Genomic DNA, 24,918 nt, shown 5'->3' with positions numbered 1-24,918 from the left:
CGAGCGCGACGTCTTCATGCTCGTCGCCCGCGGCCGGTCGAACACCGAGATCGCCGGCGACCTGTACATCGCCGAGCAGACGGTGAAGACCCACGTGGGCCGGATCCTCGCGAAGCTCCAGCTCCGCGACCGGGTGCACGTGGTGGTCCTGGCGTACGAGTCCGGCCTGGTCGGTCCCGCCTGAGCGGACACCGGCCAGACCGGACCATGCGCATCGCAGGATCAGCGCACGCGGACCTGCTTCGACGCCTGCTTCCCGGACTGCACGCCCGTGAACGTCACGGTCGAGGACCCCTTCGTCGCCTTCCACGCGACCGTCGCGGTCCCGTCGATGACGTCCACCGTGCCCAGGTCGGTCGACCCGACGGCGACCCGCACCTGGCGGTCACCGGCGAACCGGCTGCCCGTCAGCACGACCCGCTGGTTCGGTCGTGGCGCACCGACGGAGAGGTCGATCCGCGCACCGCGGCTCAGCGCCGCCAGGTCGCCGTTCAACCGGAGCCCGTCGGAGATCGTGAAGAACGTGTCCGTCTGGTCGGTGAGTCCGACGACGTTCGCTGCACCGGGACCGAAGGCCGCGATCCGGACCTGCGTGCCGGTGTGCTGCTGCGACGCACCGGCGCCCGCCGTGCCGTAGGAGACCTTCATCGTCGTGCCGTCGGCCGTGACGAGCGCGGTGGACAGCGAGGCCGGCGGGGTGTTGTCGACGATCTGGCTCGAGTGCGCGTGGTCCGCCGTCGCGATGACGAGGGTGTTGCCGTCCTTCTGGGCGAACGCGAGCGCGGCCTGCACCGCCTCGTCGAAGTCGATCGTCTCGCCGATCTGGCCGCACGCGTCGGCGGCGTGGTCCTGCTTGTCGATGCTCGCGCCCTCGACCTGGAGGAAGAAGCCCTTGCCGTTCGACGCGCCGCGGTTCAGCAGCCCGATCGACTTGTTCGTCAGCGACTGCAGCGAGAGGCCGGTGTCGAGGCGAGCCGGGTTCGGCGTGCAGCGCACCGCTGCCTGGTCGGCTCCGCCCACCGTGGCCGTCGTCGGCGCGTACCGGGTCGGGAAGTTGCCCGGCGTGAAGAGGCCGAGCACCGGCTGCTTCTGGTCGGCCTTGCGCACACCGGCGAGCCCCGCGGCGTCGTTGACGACCTGGTAGCCGCGCGCACCTGCCTGGTCGAAGAGCGTCTTCCCCGCGTACTGCCCGGCCTTGGCGGTCTGGGTGAAGCTCGCCGAGCCACCGCCGAGCGTGACGTCGGGGCGGGCGTTCAGCAGCTGCTCGCTGATCGATCCGAGCCCGCCGTTCTGCAGCGCGTCCGACCCGCACGACGCGGTGTCCGGTCCGTAGCAGCTCCGCGCGCCGACGTGGGCGACCTGCACGGCAGGGGTGGCGTCCTGGATCTCCGCCGTCGACACGTTGCCGGTCCGCAGGCCGTTCGCCTTCGCCAGCTCCAGGAGGGTCTGCTGCGGTGCACCGTCGATGTCGACCGAGATCGCGCCGTCGTAGGTCTTGGTGCCGGTCGCCCAGGCGCTGCCGGATGCTGCCGAGTCGGTCACGTAATCGGGCTTGCCCTTGTCCGCGCCGTCCTTCACGAGCGAGTACGTCGTGTACGACCCCGTCAGCGGGAGCGCGTCGAGCCCGGGCAGACGACCGGCGGCGCCGTACTCGTAGTTGCGCGCCACCGTGATCTCGGAGTCACCCATCCCGTCGCCGATGAGCAGGATGACGTTCTTCGCGTTCGCGTTCTTGATCGCCTGCCGGACGGCCTGCGTCTGGTCGCCTGCTGCCCGTTGCGCGCCGCCGTGCTGGTTGAGTGCCAGTTGGTTGACGGCCTCGGCGGTGCCGGGAAGCGCGATCGCGCCGGCGACGACGACGGCGCCGATCGCGAGTGCCGCGCGGCGGCGCTTCGGTGTGTGCTGTTCCATGTCGGTTCCCCTCGTCATGTGCCCCGAACGGGTGCCATCCGAGGATGGCTGTACAGGGGTACAGGCGGGTGAACCCGCGGGGTCCGGTGCGTGAACGGGACGGGGCCACACGCATGACAGGAGGCCCGGTGCCAGCTGGCACCGGGCCTCCTGTCCGGGAGATCGCTGGGTCTCAGGCCGCGAGGTGCGCCTGCAGGAACCAGCGGTCCTTGGTCAGGCCGCGCTCGATCTCGATGACCACGTCCTGGCTGTTCAGGTCGACCTCGTCGAGTCCCTCGACCGCGCGACGGACCTGCGCGAGCGCGGCGTCGATGTCGGCGATCACCTCGGTGATGGTGACGTCGGAGTTCTGGAAGCCCTCGGACAGCGCCGGGATCGTGGTGTTCGCGGCGACGGTCGCGATGCGCGAGTCGACCGGCAGGCCGAGGGCGACGATGCGCTCCGCGGCGAGGTCGGCGTACTCCTGCGCGTGGGCGACGATGTCGTCGAGGAGCTCGTGGACACCGACGAAGTTCCGGCCGCGCACGTGCCAGTGCGCCTGCTTGCCGTTGACGACGAGCGCCTCGAGGTCGATGACGACCGGCGCGAGGAACTGTGCGACACCGGCTGCGAGCTCCGGCGTCGTCGAGAACGGGGACGTGGTGTTCGGGGTGGTCGTGCTCGTGGTCATGTGCTGCTTCCTCCTACCTCGTGAGCGCGAACGGAGCTCGCGCTCCGGTCGTGCCGATGGAACAACCCTGCTCCGCTTTCTTGAACGGCGCAAGGAAGCACAGGCTGACCTTACCCGCCGTACTCCACCTGGACCTGCTGGCCGGCGTCGGTCAGCTCGAGCTGCACCGCCGCACGCGCCTGCTCGACCCACGGGCTGTCCGCGCAGCCGATCCAGACCGTCGTCCGCGGCTCGCAGTCGGCGACGCACCACTCGGCCGCCCAGCCGATGACGGCCGCTGCGAGGGCCTCCCCGTGGTCGGCGAAGACGAGCGGGGCGACAGCGGACGCACGGGCGCTCCGGACCAGCCAGGTGACGGTCACGCGCGGAGGCGCCGGGAGGATGCGGACCTGCTCGTCGAGGGCGACCTCGACGAAGACCTGGCCGTACGCGTTCTCGGGGAGGTCGAGCAACAGGCGGTGGATCTCGACGAGGTCGTCGGAGCTCCCCGCGATGAGGATGCGCTCGCTGGGATGTCGACGGGTCCTGGCCATGGACCCAACGGTAAGGGAAGCCTTACCTCAGTACAACCCCGAGGTGCTGTGCGAGGAACTCCCACATCCAGGTCAGCGCCACCGCGTTGGTCAGTCCGGGGGCGTTCTGGGCGATCTGCGTCGCCACGCCGTCGCTGTAGGCGGCGAGCTTGAGCGCGACGACCGACGGGTCGATGCCGTCCGACGCCACGTCGAACGTGCCCGCGTCGACCCCGCGTCGGATCACGCGGACCAGGCAGGCCTCCCAGACACGGATGCGTTCCGCGTACTCTTCGGCCACCTCTGGACGACGTGCGACCGCGGTCCAGTAGTCGGACCAGATCCGCCAGTGCTGCCGGACCTCCTCGCTGTCGCCGAACAACGGCTCGACGAGCATCCGCAGCGCCGTCGCCGGATCGGGTTCCGCGTCGACGGCGGCGACGATCGCCCCGTAGAAGCGCTCGGTCTCGAGCACGACGACCTCGTTCAGGATCTCCGCGACGCTCCCGAAGTGGTAGGTCACGGTCCCGACGGAGACACCCGCCTCCGCCGCGATGTCACGGAGCCCGGTCGCGCCGAGACCGTTGCGGACGATGACGCTGCGCGCGGCGAGGACGATCATCGCGCGGCGGACCTCGGGTCGCTGGCGCGCCCGTGGCCTCGGCTGCGCCGGGTCCGGTGCCTGCTGCTCGGCGCTCACGCGGACGTCCTCGGCACCTCGTCACGGAACGTGTGCTCGGCGACGAGGTGCTCCTCGGTCCCGACCGCTCCGTCGCGTGCCCACGCGCGGACGGTGTTGACGAGGTGGAACGCCTCGGCGTCCGCCGTCACGTGCGACGTCGTCTCCAGCCGGGCGGCCCAATCGGCGTGCTCGAGACCGATCGCCCAGCGCGAGTCCGCGGTGGCCGACGTCGGGTCGTCCGAACGGATCCGGTAGGTCTCGCGCGCGTCCTCGCTGAACACCAGTCCGTCCGGGTAGACCCGGCCGCCGCCGTACCCGGGGTCGACGTCGAGCGTCCACGTAGCGGCCTCCACGTCGTGGGTCACGGTGCGCTGCGGGAGCGGGTCGCTCGGTTCCACCCGGGTGATCGCGAGCGGGGTCGACCGCTCGGGCGCCTCGAAGCGGATGTCGTCGTCGTCCGACCGGGTCCACACCGGGAGGGTCACCGAGCTCTCCGACGGATCGAGCACGAGGGTCGCTGCGGTCCCGTGCGGCCACACCCACGGCCAGTACGACGTCGACACGGCGACCCGGAGTCGGTGTCCGGCGACGAAGCGGTGCCCGGTGGACACCAGTCGGACGGGCAGCACGGTGGGCGCACCCGGCTCGAGCGGATCGGTCCGGTCCATGCCGTGCCGGCGGGCGGCGTTCAGCACACCACGGGTGACGAGCGTCGAGCTGCCGTCAGGGGCCACATCGCACAGCCGCACGGTGACCGTGGCCCTGGGCTCGTCGCTCGTGACGGCGAGGTCGACGAGGACGTTGCCGAGCAGGTCGAACGACTCGTCGACGAGCAGGTCGAAGCACGCCGAGCGACCGTCCTCCGCGCGCTGGTCCGGCGGCAGGTCGGTCGCGTTGCCGAACGGGAAGAACCGTCCGGCGTCCGTGCCGGTCTCCTGCGGGGAGGAGACCACGACGTCGCCGTCACGTCCGCCGCGCAGCGTGTCGAGCGTGTGCGACACGGTCGCGGTCGTGGTCGACGGCCACGACGTCGCACCGACCCACCGCCCGGTGCGCGACGCGTGGTACGTCGCGGGCGGTTCCGGGTCGTTGATCCACGCGCGCAGTGCCGGATCGGCCTCGACCCCGGTGTCGACCCTCTTGAGCCACCGGTCCCACCAGCGCAGCGTCTCCTGCAGGAACCCGATCGACGGTCCCGGCGCGAGCCCGCGGTCCGGGTACTGGTGCGACCACGGCCCGACGATCCCCTTGACCGGCGCGTCGACGTGCTCGACCAGGCGCAGGACGGCGTCCCGGTACGGGTCCGCCCAGCCGCCGACGGCGAGGACCGCTGCGCCGATGTTCCCGTAGTCCTCCGCCGCGCTGCCGTGCCGCCAGTAGTCGTCACGGGACTGGTGCGACAGCCACACCGGCGTCATCGGCCGGTTCGCGTCGAGCCGCTCCTTCCAGCGCGCGACCCAGGAGGACCCGACGACCTCGGGCCGCGGCGGACGGGAGTTGAACGCGAACATCGTCGCGCCCCACGCCGCCATGTCGATCCCGAGCACCGCGCCGCCGACGTAGTGCACGTCGTTGTCGTAGCGGTCGTCCGTCGAGCACACCGTGACGATGGCCTTGAGCGCCGCCGGTGCCCTGGCCGCGAGCTGCAGGGCGTTGAACCCGCCCCACGAGATGCCGAACATCCCGACCGCGCCCGTCGACCACTCCTGCGCGGCGAGCCACGCGATCACGGCTTCGCCGTCGCGCAGCTCCTGCTCGCTGTACTCGTCGTCGAAGAACCCCTCCGACGACCCGGTCCCGCGGATGTCGACGCGCACCGAGGCGTACCCGTGCGCCGCGTACCAGGGGTGCCGCTCGGAGTCCCGCGGCGCCGTCCAGTCGTCGAGCCGGTAGGGCAGGTACTCCAGCAGCACCGGCACACGGGCATCGGCGGACACGTCCGCGGGGGCCCAGATCCTGGTGTGCAGCCGCACGCCGTCCGGCATCGGGATCCACTCGTCGCGGACGGTGACCCCCTCCGGCAGTCCGGTCGGCACCCCGATCGCCGTCAGCCCGTCCGTCATGCGTCCTCCCAGTTCCTGATCCGGTGTCCGTCCCCGTGGTCGGTCCAGCCGTCGACGTGCCGCCAGCGCTGCACACCGTCGTCGACCTCGGGCAGCGTCGTCACGCCCGGCTCGAGCGTGGCCGCGAGCAGCGTGCTCGTGTACGGGTGGTTCGGGCCGGTGAACACCCGTCCGGTCGGGCCGATCTCCACGATGCGGCCGCCGGTCATCACCGCGACGCGGTCGGCAACACCCCGCACCACGGCGAGGTCGTGGCTGATGAACAGGCAGCTCAGGCCGTTCTCGCGCTGCAGGTCGGCCAGCAGCGACAGGATGCCGGCCTGGACCTGCACGTCGAGCGCGGTGGTGATCTCGTCGGCGATCACGAGTCGCGGCCCGGCGGCGAGGGCCCGTGCGATGCCCACGCGCTGCCGCTGGCCGCCGGACAGCTGTGCCGGCAGGCGGTTCGCGAACTCCGGTCCGAGGCCGACCTGCGTGAGGAGATCGGCGACGCGCTGGCGCGAGGACGAGCCGGTGAAGAGCCGCAGCGGTCTGGCGATCGCGGCACCGACGGTCCGACGCGGGTTGAGCGAGGTGTCGGCGTTCTGGAACACCAGCTGCACGGCGCGGCGGAGCGCGGCGGACCGGGCGGCGACGGGGTCGCGGAGGTCACCCGTCACCGTGTCGTCGGTGTAGTCGAAGCTGCCGGACTCGGCGGGCACCAGCCCGGCCAGTGCCGTCGCGAGCGTCGACTTGCCGCTGCCGGACTCGCCGACGACGGCGAGGGTCTCGTGCGCCGCGATCTCGAAGGAGACGCCGTCGACCGCGGCCGGCAGGCCGCGCCCGTACCGGACCACCAGGTCCCGTGCGGTCACGACGGGACGGACGGGAGGCACGGTGGGCGTGGCAGTGGAGCGGACCGTCCCCGGGACGGTCGCCTCCAGACCGTCTGGACCCGCGCCTCCAGACCGTGTCCCGGCCGTGCTGGTCCCGTTCGGCACCGCGGCCAACAGGGCCCGCGTGTACTCGTGCTGCGGGTCGGCGAAGAGGTCGGCGGTCGCGCGGTGCTCGACGATCTCGCCGTGCCGCATCACGGCGATCTCGTCGGCCATCGCCGACACCACCCCGAGGTCGTGGCTGACGAGGAGGACGGCCATCCCGAGCTCCCGGCCGAGGTCCGCGACGAGGTCGAGGACCGCCGCCTGCGTGACCACGTCGAGCGCGGTGGTCGGCTCGTCGAGGACGAGCACGCGCGGCCTGGCCGCGACGGCCATGGCGATGGCGACGCGCTGCTGCTGGCCGCCCGAGAGCTGGTGCGGGTACCGACGGACGATGGTGTCCGGGTCGGGCAGCCGCACGAGCCGGACCAGTTCGGCGACCCGCTCCGGGCCGTCCGGCTCGCCGTGGGCACGGAGGGCCTCGCGGATCTGCTCCCCGATCCGCATCGACGGGGTCAGCGCCTGGCCCGCGTTCTGCGCGACGACGGACGCGGTGCCGCCGCGGAGTGCCCTGGTCTCGGCGGGCGACAGGGCGAAGACGTCCTGCTCGGCGACCGTGACCGTCCCGCCGACGATGGTCGATCCGGTCCGGAGGTGGGCGAGGAGCGTCCTGGCGACGGTGGACTTGCCACTGCCGGACTCCCCCACGAGACCGAGCGTCCGGCCGGCGTCGATCGTGAACGAGACGCCCCGGACGACCGGGACCCAGGTGCGACCGGCGGCGTAGGAGATGGCGAGGTCGTCGACGCGGACGGCCTGCGTGGTGGTCGTGTCGATGACGGTCATGCGCTCGTTGCTCCCTGCGTGGCGCGGTCGACCCCGAGCGACTTGCTCAGTCCGTCCGCAGCGAGGTTGAGGCCGATCACGAGTGTCGCCAGTGCCACGATCGGCGCCAGCGTGCCGAGCGGCACGACGGTCAGTGCGGTGCGGTTCTCCTGCACCATGAGCCCCCAGTCGGGCGTCGGTGGGTTCGCTCCGAACCCGAGGAAGGACAGCGACGCCACGATGAGCACGATCCACGACGCCCGCATCGCATACTCGACGAGCACGACGTCGAGGACGTTCGGCAGGATCTCGCGGAACACGATCGACAGGGGCTTCTCGCCGCGGGCGCGGGCCGCGGTGACGTAGTCCTGCGTGATCACGGTGCGCGCGGCCCCGCGGACCACGCGGGTGACGGCTGGGGCGTAGACGATCGTCACGGCGAGCACGATCACCCAGAGACCGGCGTCGAAGACCGTGACCACGACGAGGAGCGCCAGGATCGACGGCACGCTGAGCAGCGCGTCCACGACCCGCATGACGACCTCGTCGAACCAGTTGTCCGCGTACGCGGTGACAGCGCCGAGGAACGTGCCGACGGCGACCGCGATCGTCGTCGCGAGGAACGTGACCAGCAGGGCGTACCTGCCACCGTTCAGCGTGCGGGACAGGATGTCGCGGCCGTACTGGTCGGTGCCGAGCCAGTGCGTCCACTCCGGGCCGGCGAGCACGTTCGTCGAGTCGGTCGCGACGGGGTCGTGCATGCCGATGACGGGTGCCAGCACCGCGAGGACGAGGTGCAGCGCGATCAGCCCGAGGCCGATGGCGAGTGCCGTGGAGCTGCGGAGCGGCGCGACGGCGGCACCGATCACGTTGCGCGAGCGCGGGGCGATGGCGGTCATGCGGTGGCCTTCCGTTCGGTGCGCTCGACGCCGGTGGACGAGCGGCGCCTGGTGGTCGGCCGGATCCGCGTCCGTCGCTGCCGGGTGCGGAGCTTCGGGTCGAGGGCGAGCGCGACCAGGTCGGCTGCGAGGTTGCAGACGACGTAGATGAGGGCACTGAGGAGTGCGATCGCCTCGATGGTGGGCAGGTCCCGGTTGAACACCGACTCGAGCATGAGCTTGCCCATGCCCGGGTAGTTGAAGACGTTTTCCACGACGACCACACCGCCGAGGAGCCACGCCACGTTCAGCGCGACGACGTTGAGCGTCGGCAGCAGCGCGCTCGGGACCGCGTGCTTCCACACCACCCGGCGCATCGTCAGGCCCTTGAGCTCGGCGGTCGTGACGAACTCGGACGCCATCACGTCGATCGTCGAGGAGCGCGCGGTGCGGACGATGTACGCGGCCATCGCGAGGGTGAGCACGATGATCGGGAGCCAGATCGTCGGCAGCAGCTCGGCCACGGTGGCGTCGCTGCCGCGCAGGACGACGGCCGGGAAGAGCGGGATGCCGATCGCGAAGAGCAGCACCAGCACGGTCGCGACCATGAACTCCGGCACGCTCATCACCACGAGGCTGACGATCGAGATGACCCGGTCGGTCGGGCGGCCGCGGCGCACGCCGGCGACGACCCCGAGCGTCAGGGACAGCGTGACCCCGACGAGCATCGCGGGCACGGCGATGAGCATGCTGTTCCGGAACGCCGTGAACAAGGTCGGCGCGACCGGCTCGCCGCTGACGAGCGACGTGCCGAAGTCGCCGTGCGCGGCGCCGACGAGCCACTGCCCGTAGCGGAGCCAGACGTTCTGGTCGAGACCGAGCGACTCGCGGAGCTGCTCGACCGCTTCGGGCGTGGCGTTCTGCCCGAGCAGCTGCTGCGCGACGTCACCCGGGAGCGCCTGCACGGCGAGGAACACGAACAGCGAGGCGAGCACCACCGTGAGGAGGGCGATGCCGACCCGGCGGAGCACGGGGAGGAGGACGTTCATCGGCGCAGTCCGATCCGGAGGTAGTCGAACTCGAAGCCGAACTCCGAGTAGTTCACGACGTCACGGGACAACCCCACCAGGCGGTCGCCGAACATCGGGGTCATGTCGGCACCGTCGGCCACGACGAGTCGCTGGGCGTCCTGGTAGAGCGTCTTCCGCTTGGCGTCGTCCATCTCGGCACGCGCCTCGTCGAGGAGCTGGTCGAACGAGCCGTTCGACCACGCGCTCTCGTTGTACGACGACCCGGAGCGGAAGATCTGGTTGAGCAGCTGGTCGATCGGCCGGCCGGTGAACCAGTAGCTCACCATCAGCGGCTTCTGCATCCAGATCTGCGTGTAGTACGAGTCCGAGGAGGCGTTCCGGACCGTGAGGTCGATCCCGGCGTCTGCGACCTGGTCGCGGTACGCGACCGCGAGCGGTGTGAAGACCGACTCGTAGCTGGACGTGTAGATCGACGCGCGCAGTCCCTCCCGGTCGGCCCGCTTCAGCAGGCTCCTGGCCTTGTCGGGGTCGTACTCGCGCGGTTCGTCGAGGAACGCGGCGAGCTGTGGCGGGACCGGGTTGTCCCAGCCGGGCGAGCCGGTGCCCTGCAGGGCGGTCTCGACGATCCGCTTCGGGTCGTAGGCGAGCTTCATCGCCTGGCGCACCGTCGGGTCCGAGAACTCGGCGCTCGTCGCGAGCATCGGGATCGTGTACCACTGCGCGTTCACGGAGCGCGCGACCGTCGCCCGGTTCGATGCCGCGACCACACGAGCCGTCGCGAAGTCGAGGTTCGTCTGCGAGATGAGGTCGATCTGTCCGGCGAGCAGCGCGTTCACGCGGGCCGTGGTGTCCTGGATCGAGAAGAAGTCGATCCCGTCGAGTGCCGGACGACCCGCGAAGTGGTCGTCGAACGCCTCGACGCTGCCGGCTCCGGCCGGGGTGAACGAGGACAGCTTGAAGGGCCCGGTCCCGATCCCGGTGCTGCCGATCGTGCCAACGGCCGACGCCGGGACGATGTAGCACTGGTAGGCGGTCAGGAGCGACGGGAACTCGGCGTTCGGCTTCGTCAGGTCGAAGCGCAGCGTGTACCGGTCGACCGCGCGCATCGAGTTCGCGTCCATCACCTCGCCGAGGACGCCGGCCTGCGGGGAGCCGGTCTTCTCGTCCAGGATGTGCCGGATGCTGGCGATCGCGTCGTCCGCGCCGAACCGGGACCCGTCGTGGAACCGGACACCCTGACGGAGGTGGAACGTCCACACGGTGCCGTCGGCGTTCGCGGACCACTCCCGCGCGAGGTCGGGCACGGTCTCCCCCGACTCGTCGAGCTTCACGAGCCGGTTGTAGAGCGCGCCGAGGTACTCGTACGCGGAGAGGGAGCTCGCGGAGTCGAGGGTCTCGGCGGCGGATGCGGCGGGGCGGGCGATGCGGAGACGGCCGCCGCGCCGGGGGGTGCCGGTCGCGGCCTGCTCGGGGATGCTGACCGTTCCGGCGCTCGCTCCGGAGCTGCATCCGGTCAGGGTGAGCAGACCGAGGCCGGCGAGACCGGCGGCGCCGGTGAGCAGGGCGCGGCGGCTCGGGCGACGGTCCGCTGGGGCGCGGCCGTCTTCGGGTTGGACGATGGGTGGCATTCGGGGTGACCCCTCCTGGTAATCGTTCCGGTGAACGATAGAGGTGCTGCCGCGTGCGATCCAAACGTGTGACGCGTCGGCGGTTCGCGTCTGCGGTGCCTCGATCCGCGGGAATCCGCGGATGCGGCGGCGGATCGGCGGTTTCCGAACGTTTACGAATCCGTTACACAGCGCGGGTCCGACGGGGCCAGGATCGTCTCGAGGCGAGGAGCACCGATGGCGACGTTCACACGCGGATTCGGCGGACGACGACGTGACGAAGACGATCGATTGCCACCCGGTCAGACCCTTGTGCGCGACTGGCCCGTACTGTCCGCCGGCGACACCCCGGACGTCTCCTCCACGGACTGGACCTTCTCGATCCGGACCGAGACCGCGCTGCACGAGTGGACGTGGGACGAGGTGCACGCGCTCGGGGTCGAGGACGTCACCGTCGACATCCACTGCGTCACGCACTGGTCCAAGCTCGCGATGCCGTGGCGCGGCGTCCCGCTCGACCGGTTGTTCGAGCAGGTCGAGACGTCCCTGGACTTCTGCATGGTCCACAGCGTCGGCGGCTACACGACCAACGTGCCGCTCGACGAACTCCTCGACGGACAGGCCTGGATCGCCTTCGAGGCGGACGGCGCGCCACTCGAGGCCGAGCACGGCGGGCCCGCGCGGCTGCTCGTCCCGCACCTGTACTTCTGGAAGAGCGCGAAGTGGGTGCGCGGGATCGTCATGCAGGCCGACGACGAGCCCGGCTTCTGGGAGAACGCGGGCTACCACCTGCACGGGGATCCGTGGAAGGAAGAGCGGTACTGGTGAGCGGCCTGGAGGCACGGGTCGGCACGGTCGCGCCGCCAGCGAACCGCAGACGGCCGGCCTGGCACGACGCGACGGTCGCGGCCGTCCGAGCGGAGACGCCGACGGCGCGCAGGATCGTCCTCGACGTCCCGACCTGGCCGGGCAACGACGCCGGACAGCACCTCGACCTCCGGCTCACCGCCGAGGACGGGTACCAGGCCACCCGCTCGTACTCCATCGCGTCGCAGGGCCCCGGCACCCGTGTGACCCTCGCAGTCGACCGGGTCGACGACGGGGAGGTCTCCCCGTTCCTCGTCGACGCGATCGACGTCGGCGACGCGCTCGAGGTGCACGGGCCGCTCGGCGGGTGGTTCGTCTGGCGCCCGACGTCGGGCGATCCCCGCCCCGTGCAGCTCATCGCGGGCGGATCCGGCATCGTGCCCCTCGTCGCGATGGTGTCCGCGCACGCCGACGCGGGCGACCCGGCCCCGTTCCGGCTGCTCGCGGCCGTGCGGACCCCGGACGACGTCTTCTTCCGCTCCGAACTCGACGCGGCCCTTGCCGCGGCGGCCCCGCTCGAGGTGACCGTCGTGTACAGCCGTCGGGCGCCGGAGGGCGCGGCGACACCGGTGGGACGGCTCACCCGTGCGGTGCTCGCCGAGGCGGTGTTCCCGCCGGACGCGGGCGCGCTGACGTACGTGTGCGGCTCGACGTCGTTCGTGGAACAGGTCCTCGGGTGGCTCGGCGAGCTCGGGCACGACACCGCGGACCTCCGCGCCGAACGCTTCGGAGGCACGTCGTGAGCGTCGTCGACGGCAACGTCCTCGCCGGTGACCTGGCCGACGTGCTCGGGGACGACCCGACGGCGGCCCGGCTCCGCTGCGCGGGATGTGGTTCGTCGGGCCCGCTCGGCGAGGCCCGTGTGCACCGGAGTCCGATGGGGTCCGTCGCACGCTGCCGAGCATGTGGCACGGTGCTCGTGACGGTCGTGCTCGTCGGGGATCGTCGCCGGGTCGGCATGCCGGGGGTCAGGGCCGCCGAGGTCTGAGGCGTCTTCGTCCGCGCACGAGCACTGCGCCCGCTGCGTCCGCGGTAGACCCGGACGGCCCGGAAACCAGAGAACCCCGACCGAGGTCGGGGTTCGTGGGGGGCCGGGTGGAGCCGGCGGTTCCCGAGCGGATGACGAGATTCGAACTCGCGACCCTCACCTTGGCAAGGTGATGCGCTACCACTGCGCCACATCCGCATGCATGACCAGACGGTCGCACAGGGCAAGCATACCCGGGTTCGACCGATCTCCCGACTCCCGGCCGGTACCGGGCGTGTCCGTGTTGGCTGGGCGCATGAGCGACTTCGTGAAGGACACCACCGACGGCACGCCTGCCGAACCCGACTCCCATGGAGTCGACCTCGTCGACGGGGACGCTCCGGCGGTCCGGATCCTGGTGCGCGGCGACCTGCCGCCGACCATCGAGCACGACGGGCGCATGTGGGCGGCGACGGACGAGACACACGACGCCGGTGACGCGCCTGCGATCAGCGTCTACCGGCCGGCCTGACGCCTGACGCCTGACGCTCGGGGTCAGCGTCTCGCCCGGTCGAGGTTCAGCGTCTCGCCGGCCCGCAGGTCGTACGCCAGACCGAGCGCCTGCCGTGCACTGAGGTACCGGAGGTCGGCGACGGTCACGCCGAAGCGGTGTCCGATCGCGTCGAGGGTGTCGCCATCGGCGACGTGGTACCACCTCGGCATGCCGTCGATGCTCTCGACGGTGCCCGTCGCGCCGGGCCGCTGACCGGAGTCGTGCACCGTGAGACCCGGGTGCCGGTCCGGCACGTGCCAGTCCAGCCGCGCGACGCCGAGCACCGTCCACGGGGAGGTCTCCGGCCGGTCGACCAGCACCGCGGTCCTGAGGAAGCTGGGGTCGTCGCCTGCTTCCTGCAGTCGGAACTGCTGATCGGGGACCTGCGCCGTCTCCCCCGGCGCTCCCCAGGCGTCGTAGCCGAAGCTGACCCCGTCGGAGATGGTGTCACCGACCCGCTCGTCGAACTGGCGGAAGAAGATCGCGAGGGGCTGTCCGAGGGTCGACCGGTACGCCGAGGTCTGCACGACGTAGTCGTCGTTGCCGGTGGCGACCACCTGCAGGTGGATCGACGCGCGACCGTCCGCGGTGGCCAGGTCGGTGTCGAGGACGACGGTCCCCGCTGCCGGTGCCGGGCCGGCCGGGTCCGCAACAGCCGTCGGGGTCGCGGACGCGGTCGGACTCGCCGTGGCCGGTCGTTCGTTCGTCGCGGCGTGGTGCGCCGAGCCCGCGGTCGCGCAGCCCGTCACCGTGAGCACGGCGGCGAGACCGAGTGCCGCGACACCCGTTCGGCGGATCACCGCGTCGTCCCGGGCAACGGCGTCTCCTGACGCACCCCGGCGGCGACCGCGACCGAGCGCACCTGGGCTTCGAGCGCCTCGCCGTGCAGGTGCTTCGCGAAGCCGATCACGGTGCGGTAGAGCGGCAGGTCGATGGTCGTCCACTGCCCGTTGTCCACGATGACCCGGAGGGCGTCGACGGTGCCGAAGGTGTACCGGCCTGCGGCCTTCGTCTCGCCGGTCGAGACCGCGCGCACCTGGTTGCGCGGGATCCCGAGGACGAGCCGCGGCGTGGCGCCGCCCACGTAGATACCGATGCCGTTGTGGTCGGCGACGACCGTCGCGTGTCCACGACGCGGGACGTCCGGACCGGGCTCGGCGCCGAGCATCGCGGCGGTGCGGCGGACGTCGGTCGCGAGGTCCTTCGTGAAGAGCGCCGGAGCGAGGTGCGCACCGGGATGGGCGCGGGCGAGTGCAGCCTCCCGTCGTCGGGTCGACGCGTTCTGCACCGCCAGGACGATCTCGATGATCGCGAAGATCGCAGCGGCGTAGAGGAACAGCGTCCCGATCACGGCTCCCGTCGACATGCCGGCCTCGTGCTCGCGCCACGCCAGCACGCCGAACCGCAGCACGAGGTACGCCGCCACGACGATGATGCCGATCAGCCCGCCACGACGCCGACCCGTTCCGTTGCTGTTCCCCACCCGGACACCGTAGCGAGTGCACGCCGCTCGACGGGCAGTCTGGACGATTGCTCAGGTCACGATCCCGCATCCTCCGGTCGGCAAGCCGATCGGCTGCAGACCACCCTGCCTGGTCGGTGTGTGCTGGTCGGTCGTTGCCGGGATCGTGAGCACGAACACGGTGCCGACTCCCGGCGGGCAGACGAGCTCGCCGCCGTGCGCCCGAGCGATGCCCCGTGCGATCGGCAGGCCGAGCCCTGCTCCCCCGCCGCTCGCCGCCCGAGCAGCGTCGAGCCGGACGAGCCGGTCGAAGACACGCTCACGGTCGACCGCCGGGATCCCGGGCCCGTCGTCGGCGACGCGCACACGGCCCACGTCGCCCAGCCGGTCGATCTCGACCACGACGTGCCCGGCGCCGTCGGTCGCCCTGGCGGCGTTCTCCAGGAGGTTGGCGAGGACCTGGCCGATCCGGTCGCCGTCCGCGGACACGACGACTGCGCCATCCGTCTCGGCGACCTGGACGGTGAGGCCCGGCGAGCGGAGCCGTGCACGGTCGGCCTCACTCCTCGCGATGGCGCCGAGGTCCACGGACGCTGGCTCGAGCGCGAGGCCGCCGTCCACCCGCGCCATCAGCAACAGGTCGTCCACGAGCCGCGCCGCCCGACCGGCCTGCCGGACCACGTGCACGGCGAGCTCTTCACGCTCCACCACGTCGGGGCGTGCACGCACCAGGGTGTCGGCAGCAGCGGTGATCCCGGCCACCGGCGTCCGCAGCTCGTGTGCGGCGTCCGACAAGAAGGACCGCATCCGGGCCTCCGCCGAGACGGCCTGTCGTTCCGCACCCTCGACGGCGTCGAGCATCTCGTCGAAGGCCACCGCGACGCGACCGATCTCGGTTCCCTGGCGGGCCGGACGGAGGCGCCGCCCGCGGTCACCGTGCGCGATCGAGCGTGCGGCGTTCGTCATCACGTCGAGCGGGCGCATCGTCCGCCGCACCACGATGACCAGGCCGACCGCCGCCACGAGCATGAACCCGACGGACGCGGCGAGCATCACCCATCGGAGTTCGCCGAGGACCTCGTCGACGGGGCCGGTTCCGGCGGTGAGCCGGATCCGCGAGCCGTCGCTCAGGGTCGACACGAGCGTGACGATCCGGTCGCCCTCGGTGAGCCGCGAAGACCTGATCGTCACGTGCGACGCCGCGCCGGTCTCGGTCGTGGAGGGGTCCGCCGTGGAGTCGCGCGCGGGAGCGGCCGCCGGCGCGGGGAGGGTGCCGGGCTCCGGTGGACCGTGCCGCAGCTGGTCCGGGCTGGGACCGGCCTCCACGGAACCGCCGTCGGCGGCCGTGATCGTCACCGAGAGGCCCTGCATCGACAGCCGGTCGGCGAGGTCCGTTGCGTCGACCGTCCCGACGAGGGCGGCCGCCGCCGAAGCACGGTCGCGCAACCGGTCCTCGACCTGGGCGCGGAGCCGGTCGCCGAGGGTTGCCTGCACGACGACACCGAGCGCGCCGAGGAGGACCGCCAGCAGGACCAGGACCGCGACGACGGTCCGCATCCGGAGCGACCCGGTGCGGAGGACCGACGCGCTGGGCGCCTCGCCGTTCACGCGGCCACCGCACTCAACCGGTACCCGAGACCGCGCACCGTGTGGACGAGTCGTGGGCCGTGCACCTCCATCTTCCGCCGGAGCGCGCTGAGGTGGACCTCGACGAGGTTCGGGTCGACGCTGTCGTACCCCCACACCTGCGTCAGGATCTGCCCCTTCGACAGGGTCCGGCCGCGGCTCTCGGCGAGGAAGGCGAGCAGTCGGAACTCGGTCGCGGTGAGCTCGAGCACGACACCGGCACGACGGGCGACCGCGGCGTCGGGGTCGAGGACCAGGTCACCGACCTCGATCACGGCGGGCACCCGACCACGACGGCGGAGGACCGCGGTGACCCTGGCGACGAGTTCCGCGATCGCGAACGGCTTCACGACGTAGTCGTCAGCGCCCTCGGCGAACCCCCTGAGCCGGTCCTCGACGTCGTCCCGGGCGGTCAGCATCACGATGGCAGCGTCCGACGAGGTCCGCACGCTGCCGGCGAGCTGGATCCCGCTCGCACCGGGGAGCATCCAGTCCAGGACCACGAGGTCCGGGACGAACGCCGCGAGGTCCCGGTGGAGCCCGGAGCCGTCGGGTGCGTCGAGCACGACGAGGCCCTCGTCGCGGAGGGAGCGTGCGACGGAGACACGGATGGTCTCGTCGTCGTCGATGAGCAGGACGCGGGCTGGACTGGGCACGGCGGACACCGTACGTCCGTGATTCGATCACGAAGCCTGGAACGACCTGGGGAGGACCTGTGCTTCAGTCATGCTTCAGATTCGACTTCGACCGTGGTCCACGTCGGCAGCACAGCCGACCCGGCACCGCCGGACGACGAAGTGGAGACACCATGGCGAACGAGAACGAGAACCAGAACCAGCACGACGAACCGACACGGGAGTACCCGCGAGGCGGCTTCGGCCAGGGCGCGCAGCCGACCGAGCAGTTCGCCGCCGCCGAGGCCCCGGCTCCGGCGTCCGCCACCGACCGACCCCGTCGTCTCGGGCGGCGGATCGGGATCGGCGCGGCGATCGTCGCCGTGCTGATCGGCGGCGTCGGGGTGACCGCGGCGGTGGCGGCCGGTGGCGACGGCGGGAGCACGCCGGTGGCAGCCCCGTCCGGCGCACCCTCGGGCAAGCCGTCGGGCGCTCCATCCGGCGCACCGACGGGCGCACCGACGCCGGGTGTAGCAGGACCCGGCGCGGCGGGACCCGGTGCGGCGGGACCCGGTGCTGCGGGCGGACCGGCCGGTACCTGCGCTCCGGGTGCCGGCGGAGGACCGGCAGCTGCAGCACCCACCCCGCCGAAGGACGGGCCCGCACCGGACGGCGCCGCTGCCGCTCCGAACCCGACCGATGCCCCGAAGCCGCCGAAGGACGCCCCGAAGCAGTCCACGGATGCGCCGAGCGCTTCGCCGACCAGCGGTTCCTGACTGGTCGGCAGCCCCTGCCGGACGACGGTCCGTCGGGGCTGCCGTCGGCTCCGCGGGCCGATCAGGGCACCTGTGCCGCACCGGTGGTGACCCAGGAGGACGCACCGGGCGTGGCCCAGACCCTCCCGTCCGCCCCGAAGGCCAAGACGTCGACGTCGACGTCGCTCGTGAACCGACCGAGGTCCTCCTCGTCGCCGGCGACGATCGCGGTGGCGAGCACGTCGGCGGTGACGACGTCGTCGGCGACCACGGTCGCCTGCACGAACGTCGGAGCCGTGCGTCGCCAGATGTGCTCGCCGCGTTCGGCGGTCCCGGAGGTCGCGACCGCACGGCGGGGCGCGTCGAGACGGACGACGCCGACGACCGTGTCGCGGTGCGCCGGGTCGACCACCCCGACGCTCCACGGCTCGACACCGCGGTGCATCCCACGGACGAGCACGTCGCCGCCGGCGCTGATCATCCAGTCGGCACCCGCCTCGTCCAGCACCGCTCCCGCGTCGCGGATGGCGAGTGCCTTCACGACCCCGGAGAGGTCGACCACGCCGTCGGGGCGGTGCGGAGTGAACGCGCCGCCGGTCCGCTCCCGCCAGTCCAGAGCAAGTGCGTACACGTCGCGGACCTGCTCCGGGGTGTCGGGGAGCCGGATCGTGCCGTCGGCCACCCGACTGAGGACCGATGACGGGTCGTAGAGGCTGTACCGGCGGTCGTAGCCCGCGAACACGGCGCGGACCTCGGACGCAGCCGCCGCGGTCGCTCCGCGGAGACTGACGACGGTCCCCATCGTCTCGAAGGTCAGGACGTCGTTCACAGTCCCGCCTTGTCGATCGCGGACTGGAGCGAAGTCGTGTACCCCTCGCTGGTGAAGGTCGCGCCGCTCACGGCCTGGATCGAGGCGGACTGTGCGGCGAGGGCCTCCTGCCGGAGGATCGGTGCCGCCTGCTGGCTGATCTGCACGGATCGACCGTCGTGGTCGGTGAGCTGCAGGGCGGTGACGTCGGTGATCTTGCCATCCGCGACGGTGATCCGGACCTGCACGGGGCCGTACCGGGTCTGGGTGGCATCACCGGTGAACGTGCCCGAGACGGACGACCCGCCGGTGCCCGACGCCGTGCTGCCGGACGACCCGCTCCCCGATGATCCGCTCCCCGACGCGGAGCTGCCGGACGTCGTGCTCTGCGACGGCGCGGTGACGGCAAGCTCGCCGCCGAGCTGCCAGCCGATGACGAGGACCGCGATCGACGACACGATCCCCCCGACGACGGCGCGCGCCCTCATGACTCGAACCGTTCCTGGTGGATCTGGTGTTCGGGGACCCCTGCGAGCCGGGCCTCGCGGACGACGAGGTCCGACCAGGCGCGGGGCCCGCAGACGTACAGGTCCGACTCGAGCAGCCGCGGGAAGACCGACAGCAGGGTGACGCCGCGACGGAGGTCCTCCTCGGGCATCCAGGTCGCTCGGGACCGAGCACGGTGTCCGACCATCGCGAAGAGCCGGCTGCCCGTCGTCGCCGCCAGGTCGGCGGTCTCCCGCCAGAGGTACTGCTGCTGCGCATCGCGTCCTCGCAGGAGCACCGTCGCCTCGCCCGGTCGGAGGTCGGTGTCCTCCAGCAACGCTCGGACGGGCGTGATCCCGATCCCCGAGGCCACGAGCGCCAGGTACGGCGCCGTCCGGGCGCGGCTCGTGAAGAGGCCGTACGGACCCTCGAGCGAGACGAACGCCCCCGGCCGGATCCGACCCAGTCGCGACGACCCCGCGCCGAGGTCCCGGACGGTGATGCGGGCCCGGTCACGTCCGGGCACCGCCGAGAACGACACCGGGTGGGCGTGCCACCAGGTCGTCGCCGTCCAGAACCGCCAGACGCCGTACTGTCCGCCGCGCGCGCCGAGTCGGTCGAGGTCGCGCCCGGCGAGGTGGATCGACACGACACCGGGGGCGATGGGCTCCACGCCGACGACGCGGATCCGGTGCCGGACGGTCACGACGAACGGCACCGCGAACCGGTACACGGCGATGAGGCCGAGCGCGAGGACGTACAGCGCGATCCAGTACGCCCGCTGCCATGTCCCTGCCGCGAGCACGCTGCCCGCGCTCAGCATGTGCGGCAGCGCGACGAGCACCGCCGCGTAGCTGAGCAGGTGGATGACGTGCCAGGCCTCGTACGGCAGGCGCCGACGCACGGCGACGAGCGAGGACACCACGACGGCGACGAACAGGCCGAGCCCGAGGTACGCCAGCGGCATGTCCGGTGTCGAGAAGAGCGCGATCGTCTCGGCGATCGGCCCGGTGCCCGCCGACGCGCCGTAACCGAGCGTCAGGAGCGCTCCGTGCGCCAGCAGCAGGTACAGCACCGGCTTGCCGAGCGATCGGTGGACCGCGATCGCCGTGTCCTGCCCGAAGGTGCGGTCGATGAGCGGCACCCGGGCGGCGAGCACCAGCATCACGAGGACGAGGTCGGTCGCGATCAGCCCGGCGACGATGCCTGCGTCGGTGAGCCACCCACCGATGCCGACGACCGAGTGCGATCCGGGTGACGCGAGCCAGAGCGCCACGGCGACCGCGGCGGAGACCCAGGCGAGGATCCCGAGCAGGTCGGTGGTCGCACTGCGACGACGTCGGGACCGGTCGCGGCGACGCGCCGCGACGGCGAGGGGTTCGGTGGCCGGGGGCGCGGTGAACGGATGGGCCGTGGGCCGAGCGGTGTCGATCATCGGCTCGTTCCTCTCCAGCATGTGATCGGGTGACGCTCAGCATCGACACCGGCCCTTGGGAGGAACCCGGAACGGGACGTGGACTTCGTTCGAGACTTCGAGTGATCAGGCTCGCCGTGGATCGGCGTCGGTGCTGGGCAGCACGACCGTCGCGACCGCGCCGCGCTCCTCGCCGTTCCGGAGCGACGCGGTCCCACCGGCCCGCTCGGCGATCCCACGGACGAGCGCGAGCCCGAGACCGCTCCCGGCGGCGTGCCCGGTCGACGCCGTCCGACGTGCGGTGTCGGCTCGGGCGAACCGCTCGAAGGCCTGTGGCAGGAAGCTCTCCGGGACCCCGTGGCCGTCGTCAACCACGCGCAGCTCGAGCCGACGAGACGGGTCCTGTTCGAGCTGCACCCGGACCACGCCGCGGGCGTCTCCGGCGGCGACGGCGTTGGCGACGAGGTTGTCGACGACCCGCGCGAACGCTGCCGGTTCGACCCCGTACCGCTCGTCCGGAGCGTCGACGGCGACCGAGAAGTCGATGTCGCGGTCTCCCGCGCCGTGTGCCGCCCGCGCCCGGTCGATCGAGCCCATCAGCTCGGTGACGAGGTCGGCGGCGGCGGTCGGCGGCGCCGGCTCCGCCTCGTCGAGCCGGCTCAGCTCGAGCATCGTGTTCGCGAGGGCCACCAGCCGCGCGGCGTCGTCCTCAGCGGCCTGCAGCTCCCGGGCGAGCGCGTCCGCGTCGCCTGCCGACCGGTGCGCCAACTCCAGCCGTGCGGTGAGCGCGGCCAGCGGGGTCCGGAGTTCGTGGCTCGCGTCCGAGATGATCCGGCGCTCCCGCTCGGCGTACTCCCGCTGCCGGTCGATGAAGGCGTTCAGCGTCCGCGCGAGCGCCGCGAGTTCGTCGGCGGACGTCCCGACCGGCAGGTGCCCGCTCGTCCTGCCTGCGCTGAGGTCCTCGGCGGCGCGGCGCATCCGCCCGACGGGTCGGAGTGCGAGGGTCGACAGGAGCCACGCGGCCGCGCCGAACGCGAGCAGCGCGAGGACCGTCCCGACCGCGAGCGACCGGTCGACGCGCGCGACCGTCTCCTCGCCGGCGCGACCGTCGTGCGCCGCCCAGACCACGAAGGCCCCGTCGTCGTTCACCACCGGGGTGCCCACCACGGTCATCACCCGGTGCCCGGCTTCCGTGCGGAGCGTCACTCCGCCTTCGGGGACGTCCGTGGGCAGCACGGACCGCACGTCAGCGGGGAGCGAGTCGACCACCCACCGTCCCGATGCGGAACGGATGCCGACGAGGACACCCTCGGCGGGCCGGTCAGGTGGCTCGTCCGGGTTGTGGAGGAGGTCCGACACGAACGGGGCGGCGTCGCCGGACGCGAGCGACGCGTCCGACGCCAGCGACGCGCGCTCGATCTGCACGTGCAGCACCACGGCGACGCCGCACAGGACGACGGCCCCGACGAGGAGGCTCCCGAGTGTGATGCGGGCGCGGATGGACAGTCGACGGAAGACGTTCATCAGGACGCGACGACCTCCAGCGCGTACCCGACGCCGCGGACCGTGCGGATCGCGACGTCGGCCCCTGCTGCGTGCAGCTTCTTGCGCACGTAGCTGACGTACTGGTCGACGATCGTGGGGTCGAAGTGCTCGGCGCTCCCCCACACCTCCCGCAGCACGTCCGCTCGCGTCCGCGGCGACGGCGACCCCTGGACGAGGAACCGGAGCAACGAGAACTCCTTGACGCTCAGGGGCATGTCACGGCCGCGGACAGACGCCCGGACCGCGACGGTGTCCAGCCGGACCGTCCCCGCCTCCACGATCGTCGCGGTCCCGGCAGCTCGCCGCCGGAGGTGGGCGCGGATGCGGGCGTTGAGTTCGGCGATCGCGAAGGGCTTCGTCAGGTAGTCGTCGGCACCGGAGTCGAGTCCGAAGACCCGGTCGTCCACGGCGTCACGTGCGGTGACGAGCACCACCGGGAAGTCCTCCCCGAGCTCTCGGAGTCGTCGGCAGACCTCGAACCCGGTCATCTCGGGCAGCATCACGTCGATCGCTGCCGCGTCGAACGACTGTGCGCGCGCGGCGACGAGCGCGGCGATCCCGTCGCCCACGACGGTGACCGTGTGCCCCTCGCCGGTCAGCCCTCGTTCGACGAGCGACCGCATCTCCGGGTCGTCCTCGACCACCAGGATGTTCGCCACGTCAGACCCGAGCGTCCCGCTCGACGCCCGTCCCTCCGGTGATCGCCACACGCATACCAGCGATCGTAGGCCCGCATCCGCCGGACGGGAGGCACGGTGCGGGCCGGCACCGAGCCTCCCGTCCGGCGGATGGCCGCGCCGGTCGGCCACCGCGATGCCGGTCGTCAGCCGGGAGGGCTGCGGAACCGCCGTGGGAGCAGGACGAACGCCAGCACCGCGGTGATCGCGTAGGCGGCGGCTTGGACCTCCAGCAGCGGCAGGGTGCCGAGCGGTTCCTGCAGGAGACCGGCGACGGTGATCCCGATCGCCTGACCGACCGCTTGCCCGAGCCCGAGCGCAGCGAACGCCGACCCACGGCCTGCGCCGTCGACCGCCCGCTGCAGCAGACTCGTGAGTCCGGCGCCCATGAACACCGCCGGCACACCGATCGTCGCGAAGAGCACGGCGTAGACCGGCACGGCGTGGGTGACGAACGACGCGTTCCACACGAGGACGGTGATCACCGTGAACGTGCTCGCACCGATGAGGGCGAGCCGGAGCGCGTCGATCCTCGCGCCGAGGACCCCCAGTGCGAGGCCGGCGCCGATCGCCCCGATCGCCTGTACTCCGCGCAGCAGGCCGACGTCTGCCGCGTCCCCACGGATGACGTCGGTCACGAAGAAGACGAACAGCACGAGGAAGAGCCCCTGCGCGATCGACGCGACCGTGCTCACCAGGACCAGGTGCCGCGTTGCACGGTCGCCGAGGGCACGGAGGACGCCGCCGGTGTTCGGTCCGATCGGGATGGGGGAAGCAGGCGGAGCCGGATCGACGCGTCGCCCGTGCGGCACGCTGAGGACGAGGGCAGCGGCGACGACGTACGAGGCCATGTCGACGAGCGCCACCGTGCCGATGGACCCGACCGCGAGCAGCACGCCGCCGAGCGGGCCACCGATGATCCGGCCGAGGTCGTTGTTCAGCCCGACGAGGGCATTCGCCGAGTTCGCCCGATCGAGCCCGACGAGCGTCGGGAGGAGCGCGTTCTTGGCCGGCAGGAAGAACGCGCCGAACGACGCCTGGGCGACGATGACGGCGTAGACGAGCGGCAGCTCCGACCGGTCGTGCACGAGGAGCAGCGGCAGGAGGGTGAGGGCCTGACCGAGCATCGCGACGACCATCACGCGCCGGTGTGGCAGCCGGTCGGTGACCCGCGCGACGACCGGGGCGAGCAGCACGGGCGGGGCGAGTTCGAGGAGGAACGCGAACGACGTCCCGACGGCCGATCCGGTGAGTCGGAGGACGACGAGCGGCAACGCGATGAACATCAGCCAGTCGCCGGTGTCCGACACGAGCCCCGCGAGCCAGAGCCGTCGGAACGCCGCTACCGCCATCGCCGAGCCTGCGAAGCCACGGCGCGTGGCCGGCGGCGTGCTCGTCATCGGTCGGGGCCGAACCCGAGCCGCGGGAACGCGCTGAGTGAGAGGTGGACGTGTTCGGCGTCACCGGGGGTGTTCGCCCGCGTGGCCTGGATGTACGGCCGGACGACGGCATCGAGCCGCGCGACGACCTCGGCGAGTTCGGTCGGTGTCAGCGCGAGCCCGTAGCTGGCGTGGACGTCCGCTGCCTGCCAAACCCCCGGGACCGCGTCCCGACCGCGGAGGTACTCGCGCAGGAGGTGGTGGTCGAGCTCGACCGACGCCGCCAACATCCGGTCCAGTCCCGCCACGTCCGCCGGATCGACGTCGTCGGTGGTGAAGCCGGTGATGCTCGTCCGCCACGGCCTGGACCGGCCGTCGCCCGACGGGTCCGGTTCGACCAGTCCGTGGGACGCGAGCACCCTGAGGTGGTAACTGCAGTTCGACGGCGTGTCGCCCACCGCCCGGGCGCATTGCGACGCCGTCGCGGGGCCCGATGCCGCAAGGTACCCCAGGACGTCGAGCCGTACCGGGTGCGACAGTGCGTCGAGGACGCCGGGATCGGCGAGGTTCGGACGGTTCTCCTGCACGGGGACTCCTCGATCTGAAGTGGATTTTCAGATCGTACGTCCGGTTGTCGCGATCTGCAAATGTCTTTCAGGTCCAGCCTGG

Annotated in this window: 25 protein-coding genes, 1 tRNA gene and 1 pseudogene; 6 read left to right on the top strand and 21 right to left on the bottom strand. The window is 72.0% G+C overall.

Annotated elements, in window-relative coordinates:
* Position 1: 1 nt before the first annotated feature.
* Positions 2 to 184 (top strand): annotated as a pseudogene (locus tag ACIPJ2_RS10070) (response regulator transcription factor); the annotation flags it as partial.
* A 38-nt stretch (positions 185 to 222) separates the two neighbouring features.
* Here ACIPJ2_RS10070 and phoA read toward each other — a convergent pair.
* The 9 genes from phoA to ACIPJ2_RS10025 all read right to left on the bottom strand — a co-directional run bounded on the left by phoA (position 223) and on the right by ACIPJ2_RS10025 (position 11,117).
* Positions 223 to 1,911 carry an alkaline phosphatase gene (gene phoA / locus ACIPJ2_RS10065; RefSeq protein ID WP_402728704.1) on the bottom strand — a complete coding sequence of 563 codons (1,689 nt, stop codon included), beginning with the start codon at positions 1,909 to 1,911 and terminating at the stop codon, positions 223 to 225.
* Positions 1,912 to 2,083: 172 nt separating this feature from the next.
* The gene (locus ACIPJ2_RS10060) at positions 2,084 to 2,581 is read right to left on the bottom strand and encodes a Dps family protein (RefSeq protein WP_281264520.1); all 498 of its coding nucleotides are present in this window, start codon (positions 2,579 to 2,581) and stop codon (positions 2,084 to 2,086) included.
* A 110-nt stretch (positions 2,582 to 2,691) separates the two neighbouring features.
* The gene (locus ACIPJ2_RS10055) at positions 2,692 to 3,114 is read right to left on the bottom strand and encodes an SIP domain-containing protein (protein ID WP_402728703.1); all 423 of its coding nucleotides are present in this window, start codon (positions 3,112 to 3,114) and stop codon (positions 2,692 to 2,694) included.
* Positions 3,115 to 3,136: 22 nt separating this feature from the next.
* Positions 3,137 to 3,793, bottom strand: coding sequence for a TetR/AcrR family transcriptional regulator (locus ACIPJ2_RS10050; RefSeq protein WP_402728702.1), 657 nt, complete (start codon positions 3,791 to 3,793; stop codon positions 3,137 to 3,139).
* Positions 3,790 to 5,838 carry a CocE/NonD family hydrolase gene (locus tag ACIPJ2_RS10045; RefSeq protein ID WP_402728701.1) on the bottom strand — a complete coding sequence of 683 codons (2,049 nt, stop codon included), beginning with the start codon at positions 5,836 to 5,838 and terminating at the stop codon, positions 3,790 to 3,792. Before ACIPJ2_RS10045 ends, ACIPJ2_RS10050 begins: the two co-directional genes overlap by 4 nt.
* A complete protein-coding gene (locus tag ACIPJ2_RS10040) occupies positions 5,835 to 7,601 on the bottom strand; it encodes a dipeptide ABC transporter ATP-binding protein (protein ID WP_402728700.1) in 1,767 nt (588 codons plus the stop codon). The genes ACIPJ2_RS10045 and ACIPJ2_RS10040 overlap by 4 nt, the downstream gene beginning before the upstream one ends.
* The gene (locus ACIPJ2_RS10035) at positions 7,598 to 8,479 is read right to left on the bottom strand and encodes an ABC transporter permease (RefSeq protein ID WP_402728699.1); all 882 of its coding nucleotides are present in this window, start codon (positions 8,477 to 8,479) and stop codon (positions 7,598 to 7,600) included. Before ACIPJ2_RS10035 ends, ACIPJ2_RS10040 begins: the two co-directional genes overlap by 4 nt.
* Positions 8,476 to 9,507, bottom strand: a complete 1,032-nt coding sequence (locus tag ACIPJ2_RS10030) for an ABC transporter permease (RefSeq protein ID WP_402728698.1) — start codon at positions 9,505 to 9,507, stop codon at positions 8,476 to 8,478. The genes ACIPJ2_RS10035 and ACIPJ2_RS10030 overlap by 4 nt, the downstream gene beginning before the upstream one ends.
* On the bottom strand, positions 9,504 to 11,117 hold the full coding sequence (locus ACIPJ2_RS10025) for an ABC transporter substrate-binding protein (protein WP_402728697.1): 1,614 nt from the start codon (positions 11,115 to 11,117) through the stop codon (positions 9,504 to 9,506). Before ACIPJ2_RS10025 ends, ACIPJ2_RS10030 begins: the two co-directional genes overlap by 4 nt.
* 216 nt (positions 11,118 to 11,333) lie before the next feature.
* Between ACIPJ2_RS10025 and ACIPJ2_RS10020 the strand changes: the two genes are divergently transcribed.
* From ACIPJ2_RS10020 to ACIPJ2_RS10010, 3 genes are read left to right on the top strand one after another with little or no spacing between them, the layout of a single operon-like run.
* On the top strand, positions 11,334 to 11,924 hold the full coding sequence (locus ACIPJ2_RS10020) for a molybdopterin-dependent oxidoreductase (protein WP_402728696.1): 591 nt from the start codon (positions 11,334 to 11,336) through the stop codon (positions 11,922 to 11,924).
* Positions 11,921 to 12,706 (top strand): FAD-binding oxidoreductase, encoded by a 786-nt coding sequence (locus ACIPJ2_RS10015; RefSeq protein ID WP_402728695.1) that lies wholly within the window; start codon positions 11,921 to 11,923, stop codon positions 12,704 to 12,706. Before ACIPJ2_RS10020 ends, ACIPJ2_RS10015 begins: the two co-directional genes overlap by 4 nt.
* Positions 12,703 to 12,951: a DUF6510 family protein gene (locus ACIPJ2_RS10010; protein WP_402728694.1), complete on the top strand. Its 249-nt coding sequence runs from the start codon at positions 12,703 to 12,705 to the stop codon at positions 12,949 to 12,951. The genes ACIPJ2_RS10015 and ACIPJ2_RS10010 overlap by 4 nt, the downstream gene beginning before the upstream one ends.
* Positions 12,952 to 13,077: 126 nt before the next feature.
* Here the strand turns inward: ACIPJ2_RS10010 and ACIPJ2_RS10005 are convergent.
* Positions 13,078 to 13,149 (bottom strand) — tRNA-Gly (locus ACIPJ2_RS10005).
* A 97-nt stretch (positions 13,150 to 13,246) separates the two neighbouring features.
* On the opposite strand from ACIPJ2_RS10005, the gene ACIPJ2_RS10000 reads away from it, so the two are divergent.
* Positions 13,247 to 13,462 carry a hypothetical protein gene (locus ACIPJ2_RS10000; RefSeq protein ID WP_402728693.1) on the top strand — a complete coding sequence of 72 codons (216 nt, stop codon included), beginning with the start codon at positions 13,247 to 13,249 and terminating at the stop codon, positions 13,460 to 13,462.
* Positions 13,463 to 13,485: 23 nt separating this feature from the next.
* Here the strand turns inward: ACIPJ2_RS10000 and ACIPJ2_RS09995 are convergent, their stop codons facing one another.
* The 4 genes from ACIPJ2_RS09995 to ACIPJ2_RS09980 are packed head-to-tail and all read right to left on the bottom strand — an operon-like array spanning position 13,486 to position 17,227.
* Positions 13,486 to 14,283 (bottom strand): hypothetical protein, encoded by a 798-nt coding sequence (locus ACIPJ2_RS09995; protein WP_402728692.1) that lies wholly within the window; start codon positions 14,281 to 14,283, stop codon positions 13,486 to 13,488.
* The gene (locus ACIPJ2_RS09990) at positions 14,280 to 14,966 is read right to left on the bottom strand and encodes a hypothetical protein (protein ID WP_402728691.1); all 687 of its coding nucleotides are present in this window, start codon (positions 14,964 to 14,966) and stop codon (positions 14,280 to 14,282) included. Before ACIPJ2_RS09990 ends, ACIPJ2_RS09995 begins: the two co-directional genes overlap by 4 nt.
* A gap of 51 nt (positions 14,967 to 15,017) precedes the next feature.
* Complete coding sequence (locus tag ACIPJ2_RS09985; RefSeq protein ID WP_402728690.1) at positions 15,018 to 16,553, bottom strand: sensor histidine kinase; 1,536 nt, start codon at positions 16,551 to 16,553, stop codon at positions 15,018 to 15,020.
* Positions 16,550 to 17,227: a response regulator transcription factor gene (locus ACIPJ2_RS09980; protein WP_281264495.1), complete on the bottom strand. Its 678-nt coding sequence runs from the start codon at positions 17,225 to 17,227 to the stop codon at positions 16,550 to 16,552. Before ACIPJ2_RS09980 ends, ACIPJ2_RS09985 begins: the two co-directional genes overlap by 4 nt.
* A 152-nt stretch (positions 17,228 to 17,379) precedes the next feature.
* Between ACIPJ2_RS09980 and ACIPJ2_RS09975 the strand changes: the two genes are divergently transcribed.
* A complete protein-coding gene (locus ACIPJ2_RS09975) occupies positions 17,380 to 17,961 on the top strand; it encodes a hypothetical protein (protein WP_402728689.1) in 582 nt (193 codons plus the stop codon).
* A gap of 61 nt (positions 17,962 to 18,022) precedes the next feature.
* Here ACIPJ2_RS09975 and ACIPJ2_RS09970 read toward each other — a convergent pair whose 3' ends face one another.
* The 7 genes from ACIPJ2_RS09970 to ACIPJ2_RS09940 form a co-directional block, all read right to left on the bottom strand.
* The gene (locus ACIPJ2_RS09970) at positions 18,023 to 18,769 is read right to left on the bottom strand and encodes an FAD:protein FMN transferase (protein WP_402728688.1); all 747 of its coding nucleotides are present in this window, start codon (positions 18,767 to 18,769) and stop codon (positions 18,023 to 18,025) included.
* On the bottom strand, positions 18,766 to 19,236 hold the full coding sequence (locus ACIPJ2_RS09965) for an FMN-binding protein (protein WP_402728687.1): 471 nt from the start codon (positions 19,234 to 19,236) through the stop codon (positions 18,766 to 18,768). Before ACIPJ2_RS09965 ends, ACIPJ2_RS09970 begins: the two co-directional genes overlap by 4 nt.
* Positions 19,233 to 20,669, bottom strand: a complete 1,437-nt coding sequence (locus tag ACIPJ2_RS09960) for a ferric reductase-like transmembrane domain-containing protein (protein ID WP_402728686.1) — start codon at positions 20,667 to 20,669, stop codon at positions 19,233 to 19,235. The genes ACIPJ2_RS09965 and ACIPJ2_RS09960 overlap by 4 nt, the downstream gene beginning before the upstream one ends.
* A 105-nt stretch (positions 20,670 to 20,774) precedes the next feature.
* Complete coding sequence (locus tag ACIPJ2_RS09955; RefSeq protein ID WP_402728685.1) at positions 20,775 to 22,172, bottom strand: ATP-binding protein; 1,398 nt, start codon at positions 22,170 to 22,172, stop codon at positions 20,775 to 20,777.
* Positions 22,172 to 22,852 (bottom strand): response regulator transcription factor, encoded by a 681-nt coding sequence (locus ACIPJ2_RS09950; protein ID WP_281264489.1) that lies wholly within the window; start codon positions 22,850 to 22,852, stop codon positions 22,172 to 22,174. Before ACIPJ2_RS09950 ends, ACIPJ2_RS09955 begins: the two co-directional genes overlap by 1 nt.
* A 164-nt stretch (positions 22,853 to 23,016) precedes the next feature.
* Entirely contained in the window at positions 23,017 to 24,270 is a 1,254-nt protein-coding gene (locus ACIPJ2_RS09945; RefSeq protein ID WP_402728684.1) for an MFS transporter, read from the bottom strand.
* A complete protein-coding gene (locus tag ACIPJ2_RS09940) occupies positions 24,267 to 24,836 on the bottom strand; it encodes a winged helix-turn-helix domain-containing protein (protein ID WP_402728683.1) in 570 nt (189 codons plus the stop codon). The genes ACIPJ2_RS09945 and ACIPJ2_RS09940 overlap by 4 nt, the downstream gene beginning before the upstream one ends.
* Positions 24,837 to 24,918 lie beyond the last annotated feature (82 nt).

It is taken from the genome of Curtobacterium sp. NPDC090217 (assembly GCF_044746705.1).
Classification (GTDB): Bacteria; Actinomycetota; Actinomycetes; order Actinomycetales; family Microbacteriaceae; genus Curtobacterium.
This window is presented reverse-complemented; position numbering and strand designations above follow the sequence as displayed.